The organism is Paraburkholderia ginsengiterrae, from assembly GCF_001645125.1.
Lineage (GTDB): Bacteria > Pseudomonadota > Gammaproteobacteria > Burkholderiales > Burkholderiaceae > Paraburkholderia > Paraburkholderia ginsengiterrae.
Window position 1 is genome coordinate 33,643 of sequence record NZ_LXKA01000331.1, and the last position, 19,472, is coordinate 53,114.

At 65.0% G+C, this 19,472-nt stretch carries 18 protein-coding genes; 5 read left to right on the top strand and 13 right to left on the bottom strand.

Annotated features, from left to right (window positions below; translation table 11 throughout):
- Window positions 1–13: 13 nt before the first annotated feature.
- The 7 genes from A6V37_RS24920 to A6V37_RS24950 all read right to left on the bottom strand — a co-directional run bounded on the left by A6V37_RS24920 (window position 14) and on the right by A6V37_RS24950 (window position 9,039).
- Window positions 14–1,186: a glycosyltransferase family 9 protein gene (locus A6V37_RS24920; RefSeq protein WP_064269354.1), complete on the bottom strand. Its 1,173-nt coding sequence runs from the start codon at window positions 1,184–1,186 to the stop codon at window positions 14–16.
- Window positions 1,187–1,404: 218 nt separating this feature from the next.
- A complete protein-coding gene (locus A6V37_RS24925) occupies window positions 1,405–2,472 on the bottom strand; it encodes a LacI family DNA-binding transcriptional regulator (RefSeq protein WP_064269355.1) in 1,068 nt (355 codons plus the stop codon).
- 55 nt (window positions 2,473–2,527) lie between these two features.
- Window positions 2,528–3,853, bottom strand: coding sequence for an MFS transporter (locus tag A6V37_RS24930; protein WP_157447902.1), 1,326 nt, complete (start codon window positions 3,851–3,853; stop codon window positions 2,528–2,530).
- Between the two features lie 81 nt (window positions 3,854–3,934).
- On the bottom strand, window positions 3,935–4,669 hold the full coding sequence (locus tag A6V37_RS24935) for a ribonuclease activity regulator RraA (protein ID WP_064286432.1): 735 nt from the start codon (window positions 4,667–4,669) through the stop codon (window positions 3,935–3,937).
- 17 nt (window positions 4,670–4,686) lie between these two features.
- Window positions 4,687–6,501, bottom strand: coding sequence for an L-arabinonate dehydratase (gene araD / locus A6V37_RS24940; RefSeq protein ID WP_064269358.1), 1,815 nt, complete (start codon window positions 6,499–6,501; stop codon window positions 4,687–4,689).
- A gap of 119 nt (window positions 6,502–6,620) precedes the next feature.
- On the bottom strand, window positions 6,621–7,583 hold the full coding sequence (locus tag A6V37_RS24945) for a substrate-binding domain-containing protein (RefSeq protein ID WP_064269359.1): 963 nt from the start codon (window positions 7,581–7,583) through the stop codon (window positions 6,621–6,623).
- A 124-nt stretch (window positions 7,584–7,707) separates the two neighbouring features.
- Window positions 7,708–9,039, bottom strand: coding sequence for a leucine-rich repeat-containing protein kinase family protein (locus A6V37_RS24950; RefSeq protein ID WP_064269360.1), 1,332 nt, complete (start codon window positions 9,037–9,039; stop codon window positions 7,708–7,710).
- 82 nt (window positions 9,040–9,121) lie between these two features.
- On the opposite strand from A6V37_RS24950, the gene A6V37_RS24955 reads away from it, so the two are divergent.
- On the top strand, window positions 9,122–9,754 hold the full coding sequence (locus tag A6V37_RS24955) for a methylated-DNA--[protein]-cysteine S-methyltransferase (RefSeq protein WP_064269361.1): 633 nt from the start codon (window positions 9,122–9,124) through the stop codon (window positions 9,752–9,754).
- Between the two features lie 45 nt (window positions 9,755–9,799).
- Here the strand turns inward: A6V37_RS24955 and A6V37_RS24960 are convergent, their stop codons facing one another.
- Both A6V37_RS24960 and A6V37_RS24965 read right to left on the bottom strand, forming a co-directional pair.
- The gene (locus tag A6V37_RS24960; protein ID WP_064269386.1) at window positions 9,800–10,306 is read right to left on the bottom strand and encodes a GNAT family N-acetyltransferase; all 507 of its coding nucleotides are present in this window, start codon (window positions 10,304–10,306) and stop codon (window positions 9,800–9,802) included.
- Between the two features lie 85 nt (window positions 10,307–10,391).
- On the bottom strand, window positions 10,392–11,249 hold the full coding sequence (locus A6V37_RS24965) for a GNAT family N-acetyltransferase (RefSeq protein WP_064269387.1): 858 nt from the start codon (window positions 11,247–11,249) through the stop codon (window positions 10,392–10,394).
- Between the two features lie 218 nt (window positions 11,250–11,467).
- Between A6V37_RS24965 and A6V37_RS24970 the strand changes: the two genes are divergently transcribed.
- A complete protein-coding gene (locus A6V37_RS24970) occupies window positions 11,468–12,070 on the top strand; it encodes a phosphatase PAP2 family protein (RefSeq protein WP_064269362.1) in 603 nt (200 codons plus the stop codon).
- A 39-nt stretch (window positions 12,071–12,109) separates the two neighbouring features.
- Here A6V37_RS24970 and A6V37_RS24975 read toward each other — a convergent pair whose 3' ends face one another.
- Entirely contained in the window at window positions 12,110–13,696 is a 1,587-nt protein-coding gene (locus tag A6V37_RS24975) for an alpha/beta hydrolase family protein (protein WP_064286433.1), read from the bottom strand.
- A 99-nt stretch (window positions 13,697–13,795) separates the two neighbouring features.
- Complete coding sequence (locus tag A6V37_RS24980) at window positions 13,796–14,503, bottom strand: dienelactone hydrolase family protein (protein WP_064269364.1); 708 nt, start codon at window positions 14,501–14,503, stop codon at window positions 13,796–13,798.
- A gap of 239 nt (window positions 14,504–14,742) precedes the next feature.
- On the opposite strand from A6V37_RS24980, the gene A6V37_RS24985 reads away from it, so the two are divergent.
- The gene (locus A6V37_RS24985) at window positions 14,743–15,654 is read left to right on the top strand and encodes a patatin-like phospholipase family protein (RefSeq protein ID WP_064269365.1); all 912 of its coding nucleotides are present in this window, start codon (window positions 14,743–14,745) and stop codon (window positions 15,652–15,654) included.
- A gap of 1 nt (window position 15,655) precedes the next feature.
- Here the strand turns inward: A6V37_RS24985 and A6V37_RS24990 are convergent, their stop codons facing one another.
- On the bottom strand, window positions 15,656–16,420 hold the full coding sequence (locus A6V37_RS24990) for a DUF899 domain-containing protein (protein ID WP_064269366.1): 765 nt from the start codon (window positions 16,418–16,420) through the stop codon (window positions 15,656–15,658).
- 131 nt (window positions 16,421–16,551) lie between these two features.
- Between A6V37_RS24990 and A6V37_RS24995 the strand changes: the two genes are divergently transcribed.
- Together A6V37_RS24995 and A6V37_RS25000 are read left to right on the top strand one after the other, a co-directional pair.
- Window positions 16,552–17,772: a hypothetical protein gene (locus tag A6V37_RS24995; protein WP_064269367.1), complete on the top strand. Its 1,221-nt coding sequence runs from the start codon at window positions 16,552–16,554 to the stop codon at window positions 17,770–17,772.
- Window positions 17,773–17,805: 33 nt separating this feature from the next.
- Entirely contained in the window at window positions 17,806–18,438 is a 633-nt protein-coding gene (locus tag A6V37_RS25000; protein WP_064269368.1) for a Vgb family protein, read from the top strand.
- A 54-nt stretch (window positions 18,439–18,492) separates the two neighbouring features.
- Here the strand turns inward: A6V37_RS25000 and A6V37_RS25005 are convergent, their stop codons facing one another.
- On the bottom strand, window positions 18,493–19,383 hold the full coding sequence (locus A6V37_RS25005) for a LysR family transcriptional regulator (RefSeq protein WP_064269369.1): 891 nt from the start codon (window positions 19,381–19,383) through the stop codon (window positions 18,493–18,495).
- Window positions 19,384–19,472: the final 89 nt, after the last annotated feature.

Genomic DNA, 19,472 nt, shown 5'->3' on the forward strand with positions numbered 1-19,472 from the left:
ATGCCTGAATGCGTCAGGCCGCCGCGCCGACGCAGGTCCGCTTCATGTCCACCTGCTCCAGAACAGCCTGCACAACCCGCTCGACGCTCGGCCAGTTCTGCGCGTGCTGCCCCGGCACATACTGCTCGGGCGACACGCTGCGATACGGCGGCGCATAGCCCCAGATGGCATCGTGCCGTTCGGGCCTCGTCACGCTCCCGCCGAGCACGGCCACCGTGGGGCGATGAAACGCCGCCGCGACGTGCATCAGCATCGACGAGTTCGTCAGCACGACATGCGCCGCTTCGGTGAGGGCGAACACGACACGCATGGGCACCTCGCCCGCCAGCGAGCGGACCGGCACGCCCGGACCCGCCGCGGCGATCGCCTCCGCCGCGCGCGTCCGGTCCGCCGCGTTGCCGACAATCACGATATCGCACGCGTCGCCGGCTTTTTCCACTGCCTGGGCGATCTGGGCGAGCGCCGCGCCAGCCAGGCGTGCATCCCACGCCTTGGTCGGCACGCCGGCCCCGACACCGGCAATCAGGCGCACCGCGCCGCGTCCCGGCACAGCGCCCGCGCGCCAGATTCGCGCGGCGCGAGCCCGTTCTTCGGCGCTCAGGAACAATTGCGGACGCACGTCCGGCAGCGCTGTCGCGCCAAGCAGCTCCCCTTGCGCAAGCGCGGCGCGTCCGCATTGCCGGGCGGAGAAGTCGATGTGCGCCTGACATCCGCTCCAGCCGCCTCGATAACCGCGCACGCCGATGCGATAGCGCACGCCCGCGCGCATCATCAGCAACGCGCCCATGTAGCTGCCGAGCACGTCGATGCCGATATCAAAGCCGCCGCGCGCGCGCAATGCGGCAATCTGCGGGGACTGCCGCAAAAAACGCAGCACATTGCGATGCGAGCGATCCTCGACCAGCTTGTTGTTCCAAGGCGCGTCAATCTCGACGATTTCGTCGATGAACGGATTGTTCTCGAGTATCGGCACGCCCCAGCTGCCCACACCGGCGACAAGACGCGTCGCCGGAAAGCGCTTGCGCAGCGCCTCGAACAGTGGGGTCGTGGTGAGCAGCTCGCCGAAATCGTTCGGCCTCAGCACGAGAATCTCGCGGGGCGTCTCGCGGTGGGGATCGAACCGTGGACGGTAGAACCGGCCGATCACCCAGACCGGCGTTTCGATCAACAGGTCTTTCAGGCCCATTGTGTCTCCCATGCGGCAAGTGAGCGCAGCCGCCGTGCATCGGTGTCGCGCAGGCATGCCGCCCGCTTGTCACTCCAATAATCGCTCCGATTGTGCATGGGCGCCGTCCGGCGATCTGTGCCCGGCCGTACAGAGTCGCGGAGGTCGAACGGGGCGAACGGGCCGAACGAACCCGCGCTCGCGTGGCTCGCCTGAAGGGCCGGACGTTGATGGAAGCGTCAAGTCGTCTCGCGCTCGACGATATGAAAACCGACGTCGGTCACCTTGTCCCGGTCGGTACCGGCGAGCCGGTCCAGCAGGCAACGCGCGGCGGTGAGTCCGATGCGTGTGCCGTCCACGCGCACGGTGGTGAGTTGCGGCGTGGTTTCGGTAGCGAATTCGAGGTCGCCGAAACCGCAGATCGACAGCTGCGACGGCACCTTCAAACCGAGCTTTCTGGCCGCGCCCAATGCCCCGATAGCCAGCAGATCGGAGCCGCAAAACACCGCATCGAGTTTCGGCGCCTGTTCGATCAGACGAGGCAGTGCGGCTTTGCCGAGCGCCACCGAACTCGGCGGCGGCACGAGCACTTCCGCGACCTCGCGAATGCCCGCCTGCGCGAGCCGCTCGCGAAACCCGTCGCGGCGCGCGAGCGCGCGGTCGTCGTTCGCCGATACAAGGCCCGGCGCGCGCACCTTCCGTTGCAGAAAATGCTCGGCCACGGCAACGCCGATCTGGTAATGCGAGAAACCGACCAGCATGTCGATAGGCGTGGCGGTCATATCCCACGTCTCGACAATCGGTATGCCGACGTTGCTCAAGCGTTCACGCAACGAGTCGGCGTGCGCGACGCCGGTCAGCAGCACACCTTCCGGGCGCCTGCTCAGCACCGCGTCGAGCAAGGCCTCTTCGCTCGAATCGCTGTAGCCGCTCAGCGCGAGCAACACCTGATACCCCGCGCGCGACATCGTCTCGCTGAACACCTGGACCGTTTCGGAAAACAGCGAATGCGCGATGGTCGGCACGATCGCTGCGATCAGCCGCGAACGCGAGGACGACAAACCACCAGCGAGACGATTGGGCACATAACCAAGCTTCTGCACGACCTGCCGCACGCGCTCCAACGTTTCGGGCGCCACTGTCTCGGGACTGTTGAACACGCGCGACACCGTCATGGGCGCGACACCGGCCTGCGCGGCGACATCCGCGATACGCAGGCCTTTGGGGCCGCCGCGCACGCGTTTGACGGGCGCAGCCGCTTCCGGGACATCGGGGCGGGCAGCGGCGGTCGGCTTGTGATTCGGCATGGTGACGGGGTGGGAATAAGGTATCGCGGCTATTTTAGACTGCGGCAGGCACGCGCTACTCGGTCGCGGGCACCGGGTTGTGTGCTACGCGCGCGCCCTTGTCTCGGCGCAGGATCAGCACGGTGACCGCCGCGAACACCAGCAGGCAGGCCGCCGGGATCAGCATCGGCGCCTTCACGCTGCCGGTGGTTTGACGCACCCACGGCACGAGATTCTGTGCAATGAAGCCGCCAATATTGCCGAGCGAATTGATCGCCGCAATGCCGGCCGCGGCCCGCGCACCGAACAGGAATTTCGGCGGCAGCGTCCAGAAACACGGGATCAGCAGATACATGCACGGCGCGCCGAAACAGAGCGCGGCAAAGCGCAGCGCGTTGGTGGGCAGGAACACCGCGCCCAGAAAGCACACGACACCGAGCAGCGCCGCGGTCAGCATCGCGAAGATCGTGCGATTGCCGGCACGCAGTTTCGAGGGCAGCCAGGCCAGCATGATGGTCGCCAGCAGCCACGGAATGATGTTCACCAGACCGTTGGTCGTGTTGCTCACACCGAAGCCCTTCACCAGCGTGGGCAGCCAGTAGCTCACGCCGTAGACGGAGATCGACAGCATCATGTAGTAGAGCGCCATGCCGATCACGCGCGGCGCCGTCAGCACGCTCAGCAGCGAAGCATGCGCGACGCTGTTCGCCTTGATCTGCTCGCGTTCGGTGTCGAGCGTATCGGTCAGCCATTGCTTCTCATCGGCGGACAGGAACCTGGCCTGTTTCGGCGAGGCAGGCAGCAGGTACAGCACCACCACCGTCAGCAGAATCGACGGCAGGCCGGTAACGATGAACACCAGTTGCCAGCCCTGCAGCCCCGCGAAGCCGCTCTTGTCGAGCAGCCAGCCGCAGATCGGCGCACCCACCATGTTGCCCAGACTGCTGCCCACGGTGAAATAGCCGAGCATGCGCACCCGGTGACGGGCTGGAAACCATAGCGTCAGGTAATAGATCACGCCGGGATAGAGGCCTGCTTCCGAAGCGCCGAGCAGGAAACGCAGGATGTAGAACATCGTCGCGTTACGTGTGAACGCAAGCAGCAGCGTGACGACGCCCCACGTGAACATGATGCGCGCCATCCAGCGCGGCGCACCGTATTTATGCAGCAGAACGTTACTCGGCACTTCGAAAATCAGATAGCCGATAAAGAACAGCGACGCGCCAAGCCCATACGCAACCTCGGAAAGCCCGAGACTGCCGAGCATCTGCAGCTTGGCGAAGCTGATATTGGAGCGGTCGATGTAGGCCACCAGATAGAGCAGCCCCAATAGCGGCATCAATCGCAGTGCAAGGCGGTTGATCAGACGCGATTCGTCGATGGCCGATGTCGTGATTTTCACAGCGTCTCCTGCGCTCGCGTCTAACGCGCGAGCCTGTGTCCTGACGTGGATTCTGGTGTGGATCGAAGCAGCCCGCGCGCCTTAGGGTTGTTGTGCGCGCCATTGCGCGTAAGCCGCGAGCGTTTCCTCGTTCGGCGGATACGTGCCGCGCAACGGCCGGCCTTCCGCAATACGCTGCGTGATGAACACTTCGAGCTGTTCCTGCTCGGCGGCATCGCGCGCGACGTCGGCGGCCATTTCGCGCGGCACGATCACCACGCCGTCCACGTCGGCCACGACGATATCGCCCGGATACACGGGCACGCCGCCACAAGCGATCGGCACGTTCATATCGACCGCGTGGTGTTTCGCGAGATTCAGCGGCGCGCTGGCGCCGGCGCACCAGATCGGCAAGCCCAGCTCGGCGATGGTGCCGCTGTCGCGCACCGGACCGTCCGACACCATGCCCGCCACGCCGCGCTTCGCAAGCCGCAACGCGAGAATCGAGCCGACCGACGCGACCGCGCGCTCGCCGCGGCAGTCCTGCACCAGCACGCTGCCGGGCGGCGCCGTTTCGACCGCCTTGCGCTGCGGATGATCGGGGTCCTGAAACACGCCGACGTGGTCGAGGTCTTCACGCGCCGGGATGTTGCGCAGCGTGAACGCGGGGCCGACCACGTTCGGTGCGCCAGGCGCCGGTTTGACGAGCGGCGCGACGCCTTGCAGAAACACGTTGCGCAAGCCGCGCTTGAAGAGCTGCGTGGTCAGCGTGGCCGTGCTGACGTGGCGCAGTTGCTCGAGGGTCGCTTCGCTGACGGTGATATCGGTTGCGGTCATGGCGGGCTCTGAATGAATTAATGGATTTCGGGTTCGGTGCTTGCGGCGGCGGGCGCGCCGTGCGAGGGCGGCCCGCTCTGCCCGGCTTGCGCGGGGCGCGGCGCCACGGATTGTTTCAGCGGCTCTTCAAGGAAGTCGAAATCGCAGCCCTTGTTTGCCTGTGTCACGTGCAGCTGATGCATCACGCCGAAGCCGCGCTTGAACGGCACCGTGGGCGGTTGCCACGCCGCCTTGCGCGCGGCGAGTTCGGCATCGCTCACGTGAAGATGCAAACGGCGCGCGGCAACGTCCAGTTCGATCGTGTCGCCGTCCTTCACCAGCGCGAGCGGACCGCCGACGAACGATTCGGGCGCCACGTGCAGCACGCACGCGCCGTAGCTGGTGCCGCTCATGCGCGCGTCGGAAATGCGCACCATGTCGCGCACGCCCTGTTTCAGCAGCTTTTGCGGAATCGGCAGTTGGCCCCACTCCGGCATGCCGGGTGCCCCGACCGGGCCGGCGTGCTGCAGGACGATCACCGAATCGGCGCTGACCTCCAGTTCCTCACTGTCGATGCGCGCGGCCATGTCCGCGTAGTCCTTGAAGACGACGGCAGCGCCGCGGTGCTTCAGCAGATGCGCTTCCATCGCCGCCGGCTTGATCACGGCGCCGTCCGGCGCGAGGTTGCCGGTCAGCACCGCGAGGCCGTCGCTGGCAACGACCGGATTGCTGCGCCGGCGAATCACATCGTCGTTATAGATTTCGGCGCCGGCGATGTTCTCGCCGAGCGTCGCGCCGTTGACCGTCATCTGCGAGCCGTCGATCAACTCGCCGAGTTCGACCAGCAGCGCACGCAATCCGCCCGCGTAGAAAAAATCTTCCATCAGATACTGGCCCGCCGGGCGCAGATTGCCGATCACCGGCGTGATGCGCGACAGTTCGTCGAAGCGCGCGGTCGTCAGATCGATGCCGGCGCGGCGCGCCACCGCGACGAGGTGGACGATGGCGTTCGTCGAGCCGGACATGGCCAGCACCGTGGTGACGGCGTTGTCGAAAGATTGAGCAGTGAGAATGTCCGACGGTTTCAGGTCGGTCCACACCATCTCGACAATGCGCTGGCCGGTCAGCGACGCGAACTGCGCATGCCGCGAGTCGACCGCCGGAATCGACGAAAAACCCGGCAACGTCAGGCCAAGCGCTTCCGCCGCGCTGGTCATGGTCGACGCGGTGCCCATCGTCATGCAATGGCCGGGCGAGCGGGCAATGCCGCTCTCGATGCCCTTCCACTCGTCCTCCGTGATCTTGCCGGCGCGCAACTCCGCCCAGTATTTCCACGTGTCCGAACCGCTGCCGAGCGTGCGGCCGTTCCAGTTGCCGCGCAGCATCGGCCCGGCGGGCAGATAGATCGACGGCAGGTTCATGCTGATCGCGCCCATCAGCAGGCCGGGGGTGGTCTTGTCGCAGCCGCCCATCAGCACGCAGCCGTCGAACGGATAGGACTTCAGCAGCTCCTCGGTTTCCATCGCGAGGAAGTTGCGGTAGAGCATCGTGGTCGGCTTCTGGAACGGCTCGGCAAGCGTCATCACCGGCATCTCGACCGGAAAGCCGCCGGCCTGCCAGATGCCACGCTTCACTTCTTCCACGCGCTGCTTGAAGTGCGTATGGCACGAGTTGATCTCGCTCCACGTGTTCACCACCGCGATCACGGGCTTGCCCATGTAATCCGACGCGTGATAGCCCATTTGCGCAGTACGCGAGCGGTGGCCGAACGAGCGCAGGTCGTTCACGCCATACCAGCGATAGCTGCGAAGCTGTTCAGGTGTTTTGCGGTTCGATGACACGGAGCTCTCCATGGTAGCGTTACCATCACACTATGCGGTTGACCGTCAGCACGGCTTCTTAATGAGTGCGATGGTAGCGATACCATTTCAGCGTGTCGCTCAGGGATATCACCAGGAAAAAGCTGGATGGGTCAGCGATTCGCGGCCGTGACGAGTTGCAGCGGGGTTTCGATAGTCCTCGACAACTCGCTCTGTTTCTTCTGCTCGGTGATGGCCTTCAACGCCACGTCGACGCCGAAAACCGCTTGCCTGGCGGCGAACTGATCGATGGTGGCGAGCACGCGGCCGTCGGCGATCAACGGCTTGATGGCGTCGATATCGTTGTATCCGGTGATATACACGCCGCCGGTGCGGCCCGCGTCGCGAACGGCGTCGACCGCGCCCATCGCCATATTGTCGTTGCCGCACAGGAGCCCGCGAATCTGCGGATGCTCGTTCAGCATCTTCGAGGCGACGTCGCGGCCCTTCCCATACTCCCAGTCGCCCGTCTGGATCGCGACGATCTTCAGGCCCGCCGCGTCCATCGCGTCCTTGCAACCGTCCGTGCGCTGCCGTGCGTTGCGATCCTCCGTACTGCCCTCGATGATGCCGACCTGATCGCCGGCCTTGAGGCGCCCGGCCAGATAGTTGCCGACTTGCAGCGCGCCCTTGCGATTGTTCGGGCCGACGAACGGCACGGAAATACCGGCCTCGTCCTGGGACACCTCGTCGAGCGGGTTGTCGATCGTGACCATGATGATGCCGGCCTTGATGCCGCGCGCGACAACCGGAGTCAGCGCCTTCGAGTCGGTCGGCGCAACCACAATCGCGTTCACGCGCGCCCTGATCATCTCCTCCACCATGCGGATCTGCCCGGCCGTGTCGCTCTCCGTCGGCGTGCCGCGCAGCGTCAGACCGAACTGCGACGCGAAATGCTGCTGGTAATTGCGCGCGGCATTCACCATCGCCACCGTGAACGGATCGGTCAGCGCCTTCAGCACGAGCGCGATCTTCGGCTGGCCGCCCTGCGCGGTCGCGTCATTCGCCGTACCGGCGAGGCCGGCCGCCGCGAGCGCGCCGGCCAGCAACACGCGGCGGCGCATGTTCTGCGTCATTGAATCTCTCCTTCTGGGCCAGCCTGACGAAGGGCCGTCATGCGAGTGGCCGTCATGCATGCGGATGAATGCCGGCCGGCATGGCACGGCATCAATAGGGCAACGATCGGGAATCGATCCGGTATCAATTGCCCTTGAACGCCAGCAAGCGCCTGGCGATTTCATCGAATGACGGCCGGCTGTCGATATCTTCGCTCAGGCAATTGTCCTTCAACTCGATCAGCTTCGCCGCGATGTCCGACTGCGTATCCATCTCGTCGCAACGGTCGAGCAATTCTTCGAGCAGGCAACCCCACGCCCGCACTTCGAGGCGCTCGAGCGCAAGACTCATACTCCGATCGCCCGCATCATAGAAAGACGCCGCGCCGAAGTCGCCCAGCAATGCGCGCCCCTCGCCGCCATGCAGAATATTGTGCGCGTACAGGTCGCCATGCATGATGCCTTGCCGATGCAAGTGACACGCCGCCGACGCCATACCGTATGCCATGTTGATGACAGAGGCCATGTCGAAGCGCGTATCGGCGCTGTAAATATCGCGCGTGCACGACTCGAAGTTCGGGGGACCGGCGAGATTTCGGAAATGCGGATCGATCAGTTCCATCACGAGGCCGTGCGTGCCCGCCGGATGATCCTTCACTTTCCCGGCCACGGGAATCAGGTTCGCATGATCGCCTGCGCGAATGCAGGCCGCCATCTCGCAGTCCGGCAAACCGTCGCTCGTGACCGCGCCCTTGAACAGCTTGACGGCGACATGCCGCGACGCGCCGCCGCTCGCGAGGTCCGCACGATAGATGACCCCGGAAGCGCCCTCGCCCAGCGGCCGTTCGAGCTTCAACGCATGCCACGGAATATCGGCGACCGGCGTATCGATCAGCGCCGCCGCTTCGAGCGCTTCGCTGAACGGATTGCCCGCGTACGCCAGCCAGGAAAGCCGTGGCAGGCGCAACACCCAGGCGGGCAATGCGTCGAGTTCGTTCGCCGCCAGACGCAGCAGTTCGAGCCGCGAGCAAGCGGCCAGTTCCTCGGGCAGCGCACGCAGACGGTTGCCGGCCAGCATCAGCTTCTGCAGTTGCGTACAGCGGCCGATTTCGGCGGGTAGCGCGTCGATCTCGTTGTCGGTGAGAATCAGCCAGCGCAAGGTTGGCGCAAGCGCCTTGCCGGAAACTTCGCGAATACGGCTTGCCTTGAAGCCAACCATGCTAAGTTGCGAACATTGCCCCAACACCTCCGGCAACTCGGTGAACGGGTTGTTGGAAGCGAAGAAAATGCGCAACTTGCCGAGCCGCGGGAGATCGTCGGGCAGCGTCGTGAGCGCGTTGCCCGACAGGTCGAGAACTTCGAGTGTCTCGGCCAGGTCGAAAATCTCACGCGGGAATTCGGTGAGCCCGCAAGCCAGTTTGAGGTGGCGCGTACCTGCGAGCTTTCCGGCCCGCAGTTGTTCAAGTGTCGTCGTCACAATCGTAGAAAAGATATCCGGTGGTCGGTGCGCATGGCACCGAAGGGTTCAATTCTACTGAGACCAGTCAGGAGCAAGCAAAGTGGCCTACGTCTATAAGCTGATGGATTCCCCCGTCGGCCAATTGAAACTCGTTGCAAACGGCGAGCACCTCGCCGCGATTCTGTGGGAACACGACAAGCCGAACCGGGTCCGTCTTGGGGAACTGGTCGAGGCGAATGACCGTCCTGTGCTGATCGAGACGGAGCGCCAGTTGAACGAATATTTCGCCGGCAACCGGAGCTCATTCGACCTCCCGCTCGCCTTTCAAGGCACGGACTTTCAGAAGCAAGTCTGGGCGGCGCTGCTGACGATCCCGTTCGGCCAGACGCGCAGCTACTCGGAAATCGCGCAGCAAATCGGCAATGTCAACGCGGTGCGAGCGGTCGGCGCGGCGAACGGCAAAAATCCGATTTCCATCGTGGCGCCGTGTCATCGCGTGATTGGCGCGTCCGGAGATCTGACGGGATTTGCCGGTGGATTGGCCAACAAGATGTTTTTGCTGTCGCTCGAGGCCGGGCAGACTTCGCTCGAAGAAGACGCTGAGCGGCAAATCGACCTGTTCGCGTCTGACGACGAGGCAAAGGGCAAGACCGCACACAAGGCCGAAGATGAGGCGAAACCCGCGCGCCACCCACCGAGCCGCGGCACGCAAGCCTCGCTGTTCGGGAATTGATCGCGCCGCTGGTCAGATGGCGTGCGGCAAGCAACTCTGTCTAGCTTACGGCGTCGCGTTGAACGCCTCGTGATAGGTCACATCGCCCTCGGGCCAGACACCGTTGAGTAGCAGCGCCTGAAAGTACTCGGCGGGGATGCCCGGCAGCACCAGCCGGGGCGTAGCCATGAAACCGAAGCGCCGGTAGTAAGCCGGGTCGCCGAGCACCACGCAACCGCCGGCGCCACGATGCTTCAGCTCCGCAAGCGCAGCGTCGATCAGTTGCGCGCCGATCCCGCGACGCTGGTATTGGGGCGACACCGAGACCGGCCCCAATCCAAACCAGCCCGCCGTGCCGTCGGAGATGGTGACCGGCGAGATCGCCACGTGGCCGACGACATCCTCGCCCTCTTGCGCGACGAGCGACAGCGTCAGTTGCCCCGCGCTTCTCAGCGCGTTGACGATGGCCTGTTCCGCGCCGTTCGTGTGCGGCGCTTCTGTGAATGCGGCGATGGTGAGTGATTCGATTGCCGATGCATCGGCGGGCAGTTCATTGCGGATTTTCAGTGACATGAGGTGCGAATCTTTTTGCATGGTCAAACGTGTATCGCGGGCAATCATACCGCGGGAAATCGAAAAAAGCGCCGCCACGCTACGGTCAGCCCAGCTCGAATGACGTCACGCCGAACACGCGTTCCATGGACATGAGCGGCGGCTCGCGCGTGTACATTCGCGCGGTTTCGAACACGCTCGTCATGCTGTGCCGTTCGGCCAATGCAACGGCAGCCGCGTGAGTCTCCGGCACGTCGAAGAAAAATACTTCGCCCGGAATGCTCGACGTCAGGTCGGCAAACAGTTGACCGGCAATTTCGTCGCTATCGGCAAAGAGCGGGCCGATCTTGTGCCCGGTCAGGCAGCGGCGCAACACGCCGTAGCCTGCAACCTGCCCTTCGCGCACGGCGACTCGCGCTATCGCGTCGCGCTGCGCAAGCCATGCCCTGAGAAAACGATCACGCGATGCGGGAAAACAGCGCCGGTCGTAATCGCGCAGTGGCTCGAACGGCACCGCGGACGCATCCAGCAGATCCGCGTGCGGCACATCTCCAGCGCGTTGAGGCGCCACACCCTGATAGCGGATGTTGCGATACGCAAGCTGAAATGCGGACTTCGCGTAGTTCGCCTGCTGAGCGAGCACGCCATCCAACCCGATGCAGCGGTTTTGCAGATACGCCATGCCGTGCTGCCAGACGCGCATGCCGAAACCGTTGCCGCGCCATTCCGGCTTCACGATATATAAGCCGATAAAGCCAAAATCATCGCCGTAGGCCACCGCGGAAATGCACGCTGCCGGCTTACCACGCCACTCGCCGATGAAAAATCCGCCCGGGTCGGCCATGCGAAAACAGTCGGCGTCGTGCAGACCGGGGTTCCATCCTTCCTGCGCGGCCCATTCGACCGCCAGTGCCACATCCGCTGCCAACATCGTGCGTATGTGGAAATCGCCCTTCTCGTCCATATTCATCATGACCGCCTCGCTCATGGGTCCTGAAGCGTTACCTCCGCTGCCGTGGCCCAATCGGCAGCCCTGCTGCATAGGCAGATTACACGGCCTAAGCGTGCGCTAAGGTTGACCCGCTACCATGGCACAAAGCAATTGCGACAATTCCAGTCGCACATATCGATAAAATCCGGCGTTTGACGACACGGCATCGGCGCCCATCAAAGAACTACGGCATGAATACACTCGAAGCGTTCAATCAGGCGCTCTTTCTGATCATCAACGCCACCCCCTCGACACCAACGTGGCAAATCGACCTGGCACGCTGGATCGCGGACTACGTGGTCTATCTCATCCCGCTGACCCTGATCGCGATGTGGCTCTTCGGCGACGAACGTCAGCGTGAAACCGGCCTGCGTGCCGCGTGCGTGACCTTTCTAGCGCTCGGCATCAATCAGCTTATCGGCCTGGCATGGCCTCATCCGCGGCCATTCGTCATGGGCATCGGCCATACGTTTCTGGACCACGCCCCGGACCCGTCGTTCCCCAGCGATCACGGGACGATCTTCGCGAGCATCGCATTGACATTGCTGGCCGGCGGCGTGAAACGGTATGGGCTGGCCATACTGCTGGCCGGTTTCGCGGTGGCCTGGGCGCGTATTTTTATCGGCGTGCACTTTCCGCTCGACATGGCGGGCGCCGTCATCGTGGCGGCCGTGACGTTCATGCTGATCGCGCCGTTGTGGCGCCTCGCCGGTTCGAGCGTGACGCGCGGACTGGTCCTGGTCTACCGCAAGCTCATGGCGTGGCCGATCGGGCGTGGCTGGGTGGCCCGTTAGTGACCGACAGATAGTCGGTCACGTGAGCGGCGCGCAGCCTTAGAAATTGCCGAAGAAAGCCCGCGCGGCCAGCATGCAGAACGACGCCACCAGTTCGCCGTGATAAGCCTGCAACACGGCGGACGCGCCACCGTCGGTCGCGCCCCCGGCCACCGCTTGATTGGCAAGCTGCGCCTTCGCACTCGCGAAACCCTGCTTGATAGGCGCATACGGATCATCGGGTCCGGCGACGGGGGAATCGACATCCAGCACGGAGGTGAGCCCCTTGGGCACTTTGGCGTTCTGCCAATACGCCTGCTCGATGCGCGCGTTGAAGAAAAACACCGTGGGATCCGAATTGCCGCCGCACATCAGAACGGGCGCCCGCGGCAGCCAGTCGCGCAAGTCGTTACGCTTGAAGGCCTGGCGCAACGGTTGCTGCGGATTCGCCGCCGGCTTCAGCGCGGCTGTCGTGTCAGGGAATGCGCCATCGGGATTGACGGCGGCGTCTTCGAGAAGCGCTAACCGATAGGTGTTGCGCACCAGATTGGCGTTGCCAAAACCCGTCGCGAACAACGGCGTCAACGCGGGCGGCGCCAAAGGCGGCGAGGTGGGCGGCGTCATCGAGGCGAACTGCGGCGCGGGCGGCACGCTGCTGAAGAGTTGCGTCGACGGCAATTTTCCCTTCGCAAACAGCGTATCGAGCGGTTGCACGCTCGGCAGCAGCGTCTCGATTCCGGGCGCGTAGGCCGCTTCATAGAACTCGCCCGGCTTGCGATAGATGTTCCCGTACGCATGCTGGTAGCCCGTCACAATCAGCGTGGTGAAGAGCGTCGACCCCAGGTTGACTTCGCCTTCGATGAGCGCGTCCGCGGTGGCGGCCAGCGCATACGGACCCGAGCCCGGCGCGGACGCGGTCACCTTGATGCCGGCTGCCTGCAGCGCGCGGTGCGTCGCCATGGCGACAAACCCGCCTTGCGAATAGCCGGTGACGAACAGCTTGCCGTTCTCGCGCGTTTTTCTTTCCGGCTTCACCTCAATGAGCGCAAGACGCCCCGCGCGCAGCGAGTCGACCACATCGGCGGATTGCTGGTCGGCGTTCAGATAGGGGTGGTACGGAAGATCGGAGCCCGCGTAGCCCGCATAGTTGGTCGCCACCACGATATAGCCCTGCGCGGCATACATGGCGGCCACGCTGATGCCGTCGCCGGCGCCGTCGCCATTGCCGGGGTCCGTCTGCGTGATGTCAGCGAGGTTGTAGTTGCGGTACGCGGTGGTGCCGTGCGCGTAGATCATCAGCGGACGCGGCCCGCTGCAGGCGGCCGAACGCCCGGTCGGGATCATCAGCGCGGCGCTCGCGTTGGTGGGCTCGCCCGCGCCGCCGATGGTGCGGTAGCGGTAGGTGACGATTTCGATGCCGCACACCGGCGCCCCGGCGATCTGTGCAAGCTGCTGGCCGCCCGCGTTCGACGCCAGCACCTTGGAAAACGCCGCGGCGCCAAGCCGTAGCGTGACCCGATGATCGAGAAGCTGGCCCCGGGCGTTGCACCCTGCCTCGCATCCTGAGCCGGCATACGCCGAAACCCCGGCGCCCAACGTGAAACAGGTGAACAGCCCGAGGGCTGCGTTTCGCATTGCTACAGGCATGTGAGGCTCCGTCTTGTTGGTATGACGACGAGTGGGTGGCCTTACAGAGTGAGACGAGTATAGGTTAACGGATCGGCGCGGCGCCAGCCTGTTTGCCGCTTACTTCCAAAGCGTGCGGCCGAAAAAGGTCAGTGTGCGGTCCCAGGCGCGCTGCGACCAGACCGGATCGAACTGCGTCCCGGCGATGCGGCCCGGCCCCACCGCGGTTTCGTTCGCGAAAGCATGGTGCGCGAGATAGCGATGAAACTCGAAGTCGACATTCGCGCCCTTCAGCTTGCTCTCCAGCGCGTCGACGGTCTCGGCCGCAAAGAACTGGTCCTGCGTTCCCCAGTGGCCGATCACCGGCACCTTGATTTTCGAGGCGTCGATGTACTCCAACGGCGGGAAGCCGTACCACACCACGCCGGCCGACACCTCGGGAATATTGCAGAGTGCGAGCCAGGTCAGCGCGCCGCCCATGCAATAGCCGGTCACTGCCACCTTCGCCGCGTGCTGCTTGAGATACTGGACCGCGCCGCGCAAATCCTGCGTGGCGGCATCGCCGAAATCGAGGCCGCTCATCAGGTGGTGCGCCTCTTCCTCTTCCACGGTCGTCTTGCCGCGATAGAGATCCGGGACCAGCGCAAGATAGCCCGCCTGCGCGAGCCGGTCCGCCACGCCGCGAATCTGGTCATTCACGCCCCACCATTCCTGAATCACGACGACGGCGGGAGCGCCTTCCAGCTTCTGCGGCTTGGCCAGATAACCTTGCACTGGCTGGCCGTCGGGGCGGTTAAAAGTAATCGTCGAACCTGCTGCCTGTTTCATCGGTTGCTCCTCGAGGTGGGCGGAACCGATAGCATAGCCGCAGTGTGGCAAGTCCCGCTGGCAACCCCGCTTGCCGGTTCGGCGGCCGCCATTGCATACTGTCTACATCGCCCCGAGATGGGCGCACCGTTCCCGGGCGTGGGGTACCTGCCCGGCATGCCGGCCCCGACGTCACCGGTACGTTTGCCGGGCCGCGCCTGCTGTGCGGGTAAAGCGCTCGACATGAAGCGGAGGCCGGCATGTCTTCGATAGAGTCCTCGCTGCCCGATTCAGCGGCGCAGCCGCGCCGCACGCAGTCAACCGCGTTCGTGTTTGCGGGCGGCGGCAGTCTGGGCGCGATCGAAGTCGGCATGCTGCGGGAGCTGATTCATCACGGCGAATACCCTACGTGCGTCGTCGGCTCGTCGGCGGGCGCCATCAACGCCGCTTATTTCGCGGGCAGCCCGAACAGCGAGGGAATCGCAAAACTCGAAGCACTGTGGCGCCAGATACGCCGGCAGGACATCATGCCGTTTTCCATGCACGGGTTGTTCGACCTGGTGTTCCGGCACCGCCCGCATCTCGTGGAAGCAACGGCATTGCGCGCGCTGCTGGAAAAGAATTTCCCGTTCACCCGTATCGAGCAGGCAGCCATTCCGTTGCACGTCGTCGCGACGGAAGTGCTGTCGGGCAACGAGGTCGTCCTTTCGTCCGGCGCGGTGGTGGACGCGATTCTCGCCAGCACGGCGATACCTGGCGTGTTTCCGCCTGTGCGGATCGGCAACATGGATCTGGTCGACGGCGGGGTCGCCGACAACACGCCCATTTCCGTTGCGATCCGGCTCGGCGCCACACGCATCGTCGTGCTGTCGGCCGGGTTCGCTTGCTCGCTGCAAGCGCCGCCGGCCAGCGCGGTCGCGCAGGCCTTGCACGCACTCACACTGGTGATTGCGCGCCAGCTCGTGCGCGATCTGGAGTTTTACGCAACGCGCGCGGACATCTTCGTGGTGCCGCCGCTGTGCCCGCTCCACATTTCCCCGTACGACTACACGCAATGCGGCAGCCTGATCGACCAGGCCGCCGCGACCACGCGCGACTGGCTGGAGAGCGGCGGCCTCGAACACGCGTTCGTCCCGAACGAATTGCAGCAGTATTCGCCCGAGCCCGGTTGAATCACGCCGGGTACTCGTCGTGGCGGTGCCACCAGACGCCGGTTTCGTTACGCCCTCTCGGCGCGCGGTCGAGCCACTGATACATGCCCCATAGACTGTCCAGGCCACGCGCATAGGTGGAATACGTGTGGTACACCACGCCGTCCTCCAGCACAAATGCGCTCATGCCTGGCCGGTCGCGGGTATAGGTCGCCGCGTCGGTGCCGCAAGACGCCGCGAACTCGACCACGGGCGCGGGGGCCGGTGCCACGTCCATCGCATGACCGCCGGGCCGGTAGTTGTATTCGACGCTGCCTTCGCGCTGCTGTGCTTCAGTAAACGACACGTTGACGTCGAAATTGAAGTCGCTGCCGGCCGAGGACGCCCACGGAAACGTCCACCCCATGCGCCGTTTGTAAGCCTGCAGCTTCGCGAGCGGCGCACGCGACACCGCGGTCAGCGTGACGTCATGATTCGCCAGATGCACGGCAAACCCGTCGAATCCATCGGCGATCGAAGAGCACGACGGACATCCCGCCTTGTAGTCAGGGCCGAACATGAAGTGGTAGACGAGCAACTGCGAGCGTCCTCCGAAAAGGTCGGCCAGCGAGGTAGTTCCTTCGTCGGTTTCGAACCGGTACGCCTTGTCGATTCGAACCCAGGGCAGCGCCTGGCGCTGCCGGGCCAGTTCATCGCCCTGCCGCGTGAACGCCTTCTCCGCTTCGAGCAACTCAAGCCGCGCGGTCAGCCATTGTTCCCGCGTCCCTGTGATGTGTTCCGTCGTCATCATTGCCTCCTGGGTTCGTGATCCGAAATGCTGCGAATCGGTCTTTGAATCGGTCTTTGAGTCGGTCGTGCTAGATTAGTCCCGGGCATTCGACGGCGGGAGTGACAAGTGTGGCGGGATTCGCGTAGACCATGGATTCGCTAGTCACGGCGGCGGCGCGCGCGCTCGCGGCGGGCGATCCGCTTGGCGCGCTGAACCGGGTCGCCTTGCGCGACGACGCGCCCTCGCTCGCGTTGCGCGGCATTGCGATGGCGCAGCTCGGCGAGTTCGTGCGCGCGAAGGCGCTCGTGCGCAGCGCCGCACGCGCGTTTGGTCCGAGAGAGCCGGTGGCCCGCGCGCGATGTATCGTCGCCGAGGCCGAGGTCGCGTTCGTGTCGCGCGATCTGAGTTGGCCCATGAAAACGCTGGACGCGGCGCGAGCCACACTCGAAGCACACGGCGACCGGGTCAACGCCGCTCATGCGCGCTATCTCGCGGTGCGGCGCCTGCTGCTGATCGGACGCCTCGACGAGGCCGAGCGTGCGCTGGCGGAGCTCGACCCCGCGCCCTTGCCGCCCGCCTTGAGCGCGGCTCACGAACTGGTCGTGGCGGGCGTCGCGCTGCGCCGTCTGCAGACCCAGGCAGCACGCGCGGCACTCGCACGCGCCGGGCTCGCCGCGCAGCGCGCCGGCATTCCCGCATTGACCGCCGAAGTCCACAACGCGTCCCTCGTTCTGACTACGCCCGCAGCGCGCCTGATCGCGCGTGACGAGGCACGCACTCTCCTGCTCGACGAAGTGGAGACGTTGTTCGCGTCGAAGGCGTTGATCGTGGACGCGTGCCGTCACGTCGTGCGCGACGCCGGCACCGTGATCCCGCTCACCACTCGCCCCGTGTTGTTCGTGCTGGCCCGCGCGCTGGCCGAGGCGTGGCCGAACGATGTGCCAAGAGACACGCTCATCGCGCGCGCCTTTCGCGCGAAACACGCCGATGAATCGCACCGCGTGCGGTTGCGCGTCGAACTCGGTCGGCTGCGCTCGGTGCTTCGCAACGTAGCCGGCGTGAGCGCGACGCAGCGGGGATTCGCGCTGACGCCGCGACACGGGCAAGAGGTCGTCGTGCTGGCGCGGCCCGTCGAAGACAAACATGCGCCGGTGCTCGCGTTGCTCGCCGACGGCGAATCCTGGTCAAGCTCGGCGCTGGCGCTCGCGCTTGGCGCGAGCCAGCGCACCGTGCAGCGAACGCTCGATACGCTGGCCGACGCGGGCAAAGTGCAGTCGCTTGGCCGCGGCCGGGCACGCCGCTGGATGACCCCGCCCATGCCGGGATTCACGACGACCTTGTTACTCCCGGCTCCGCTGCCGATTGATTAGGATGACCACATTCCAACTCATAAGGGTAACGCCATGAAACACTCCGCCGCCGAGATCATCAACGAGTACGGTCCCTTTCCGGGCGTCGACCATGTGCATGGTGTGAGCTACGACGGCCAGCACGTCTGGTTCGCGGCCGGCGACACGCTGAACGCGATCGATCCCGCAAACGGCAAGACGCTGCGCAAGCTCGAGGTCGCCGCGCATGCGGGCACCGCCTTCGACGGCCGGCATCTGTTTCAGATCGCCGAGAGCCGCATCCAGAAAATCGATCCGCAAACCGGCGAGGTGCTCGGCACGATCCCGGCGCCCGGCGGCGGCGGTGACTCGGGACTGGCGTGGGCGGAAGGGACGCTCTGGGTGGGGCAGTATCGCGAGCGCAAGATCCATCAGGTCGATCCGCAGACGGGCGCGATTCTGCGCACCATCGAGTCCAACCGCTTCGTGACCGGTGTCACGTGGGTCGACGGCGAACTCTGGCATGGCACGTGGGAAGGCGACGAAAGCGACTTGCGGCGCGTCGACCCGCGCACCGGCGAAGTTCAGGAGCGGCTCGATATGCCGCAGGGAGTCGGCGTGTCGGGACTCGAGTCCGACGGCGGCGAACGGTTTTTCTGCGGCGGTGGAAGCAGCGGCAAGATACGCGCGGTGCGCCGGCCCAAGTAAGACCGGCGCCGCGCGCCTCGCGGCCACGCACGCGAACCGCAACCGGCACGCCAGTCAACCTGCCTCGCGCTCGCGTCCCGGCAAATCCTGCAACAGATTCATGAACGCTCGCACCTTCGCGCTCAACAAACGGCGCGAGTTGTAGAGCGCCCAGACTTCAACGGGCGGCCCGTCCTCCACGCCCCAGCAGACGAGCCGCCCCGCCGCCACATCCGGCCCGACCAGCAGCCTGGGCAGAAGTGCCGCGCCCACTCCATCGAGCACCGCGTCGCGCACCATCAGCAGCGATGACAGCCGCAGCACCGGCATCGGCGCGAGCGTCCTTACGCCGGCGTTCGTGTGCATCGTCCAGCGCGCGCTCGGCGACGCTCTCGTCATCACCACGGCGGGCACCGGCAATGCGTCGGCGCTGCCCGAACGCGCGGACGGTATCGACAACGTCGGCGCGGCGACCACGAGCCGTTCATCGGCGAAAATGCGCCGTCCCGCCAATTGCTCGTCACGTGACGGATCGACGCGGATAACGAGGTCGTAGCCGTCCTCCACCGGATCGACGACGCGGTCTTCCGCCACGAGCTCGAGTTCGACCTGCGGATAAGCCAGCGCGAAGCGCGTCGCGATCCGGCCCAGCACGACGTGTGCGAATACGACCGGTGCGCTGATGCGCAGCCGTCCGCGCGGAACCGGCGCGCGCGATGCCACGGCTTCGCCCGCCTCCTGAATCTCCGCCATCAAGCCTCGCGTGCGCTCGTGCAGAACGACGCCTTCTTCGGTCAGCCGCAGCCGGCGTGACCCCCGCTCGATCAACCGCACGCCCAGCGTTTCCTCCAGTTCCGCCACACGCCGCGACAGCGTCGCCTTGGGGCGGTCCAGCGCCCGGCTGGCCGGACCAAATCCGCCGTGCAGGGCAACCGCGTTGAAGTCGGCAAGCGAGGTCAAATCCATGACTGTTCCAAAAATGAGACGAGGCGTCTGAATTTTCGCTCTTTCTCGACCTTAATGGAACATCTATCGTGTGTCTGACGGGCTGACAT

Coding starts and splice junctions, on each gene's coding strand:
- A6V37_RS24935 (WP_064286432.1), bottom strand. CDS start 4,669: ATGACCGCAACCGATATCACCGTCAGCGAAGCGACCCTCGAGCAACTG.
- A6V37_RS24965 (WP_064269387.1), bottom strand. CDS start 11,249: ATGGACGAGAAGGGCGATTTCCACATACGCACGATGTTGGCAGCGGAT.
- A6V37_RS24990 (WP_064269366.1), bottom strand. CDS start 16,420: ATGACGACGGAACACATCACAGGGACGCGGGAACAATGGCTGACCGCG.
- A6V37_RS25000 (WP_064269368.1), top strand. CDS start 17,806: ATGAAACACTCCGCCGCCGAGATCATCAACGAGTACGGTCCCTTTCCG.
- A6V37_RS25005 (WP_064269369.1), bottom strand. CDS start 19,383: ATGGATTTGACCTCGCTTGCCGACTTCAACGCGGTTGCCCTGCACGGC.
- A6V37_RS24995 (WP_064269367.1), top strand. CDS start 16,552: ATGGATTCGCTAGTCACGGCGGCGGCGCGCGCGCTCGCGGCGGGCGAT.
- A6V37_RS24920 (WP_064269354.1), bottom strand. CDS start 1,186: ATGGGCCTGAAAGACCTGTTGATCGAAACGCCGGTCTGGGTGATCGGC.
- A6V37_RS24980 (WP_064269364.1), bottom strand. CDS start 14,503: ATGAAACAGGCAGCAGGTTCGACGATTACTTTTAACCGCCCCGACGGC.
- A6V37_RS24970 (WP_064269362.1), top strand. CDS start 11,468: ATGAATACACTCGAAGCGTTCAATCAGGCGCTCTTTCTGATCATCAAC.
- A6V37_RS24975 (WP_064286433.1), bottom strand. CDS start 13,696: ATGCCTGTAGCAATGCGAAACGCAGCCCTCGGGCTGTTCACCTGTTTC.
- A6V37_RS24985 (WP_064269365.1), top strand. CDS start 14,743: ATGTCTTCGATAGAGTCCTCGCTGCCCGATTCAGCGGCGCAGCCGCGC.
- araD (WP_064269358.1), bottom strand. CDS start 6,501: ATGGAGAGCTCCGTGTCATCGAACCGCAAAACACCTGAACAGCTTCGC.
- A6V37_RS24925 (WP_064269355.1), bottom strand. CDS start 2,472: ATGCCGAATCACAAGCCGACCGCCGCTGCCCGCCCCGATGTCCCGGAA.
- A6V37_RS24960 (WP_064269386.1), bottom strand. CDS start 10,306: ATGTCACTGAAAATCCGCAATGAACTGCCCGCCGATGCATCGGCAATC.
- A6V37_RS24945 (WP_064269359.1), bottom strand. CDS start 7,583: ATGACGCAGAACATGCGCCGCCGCGTGTTGCTGGCCGGCGCGCTCGCG.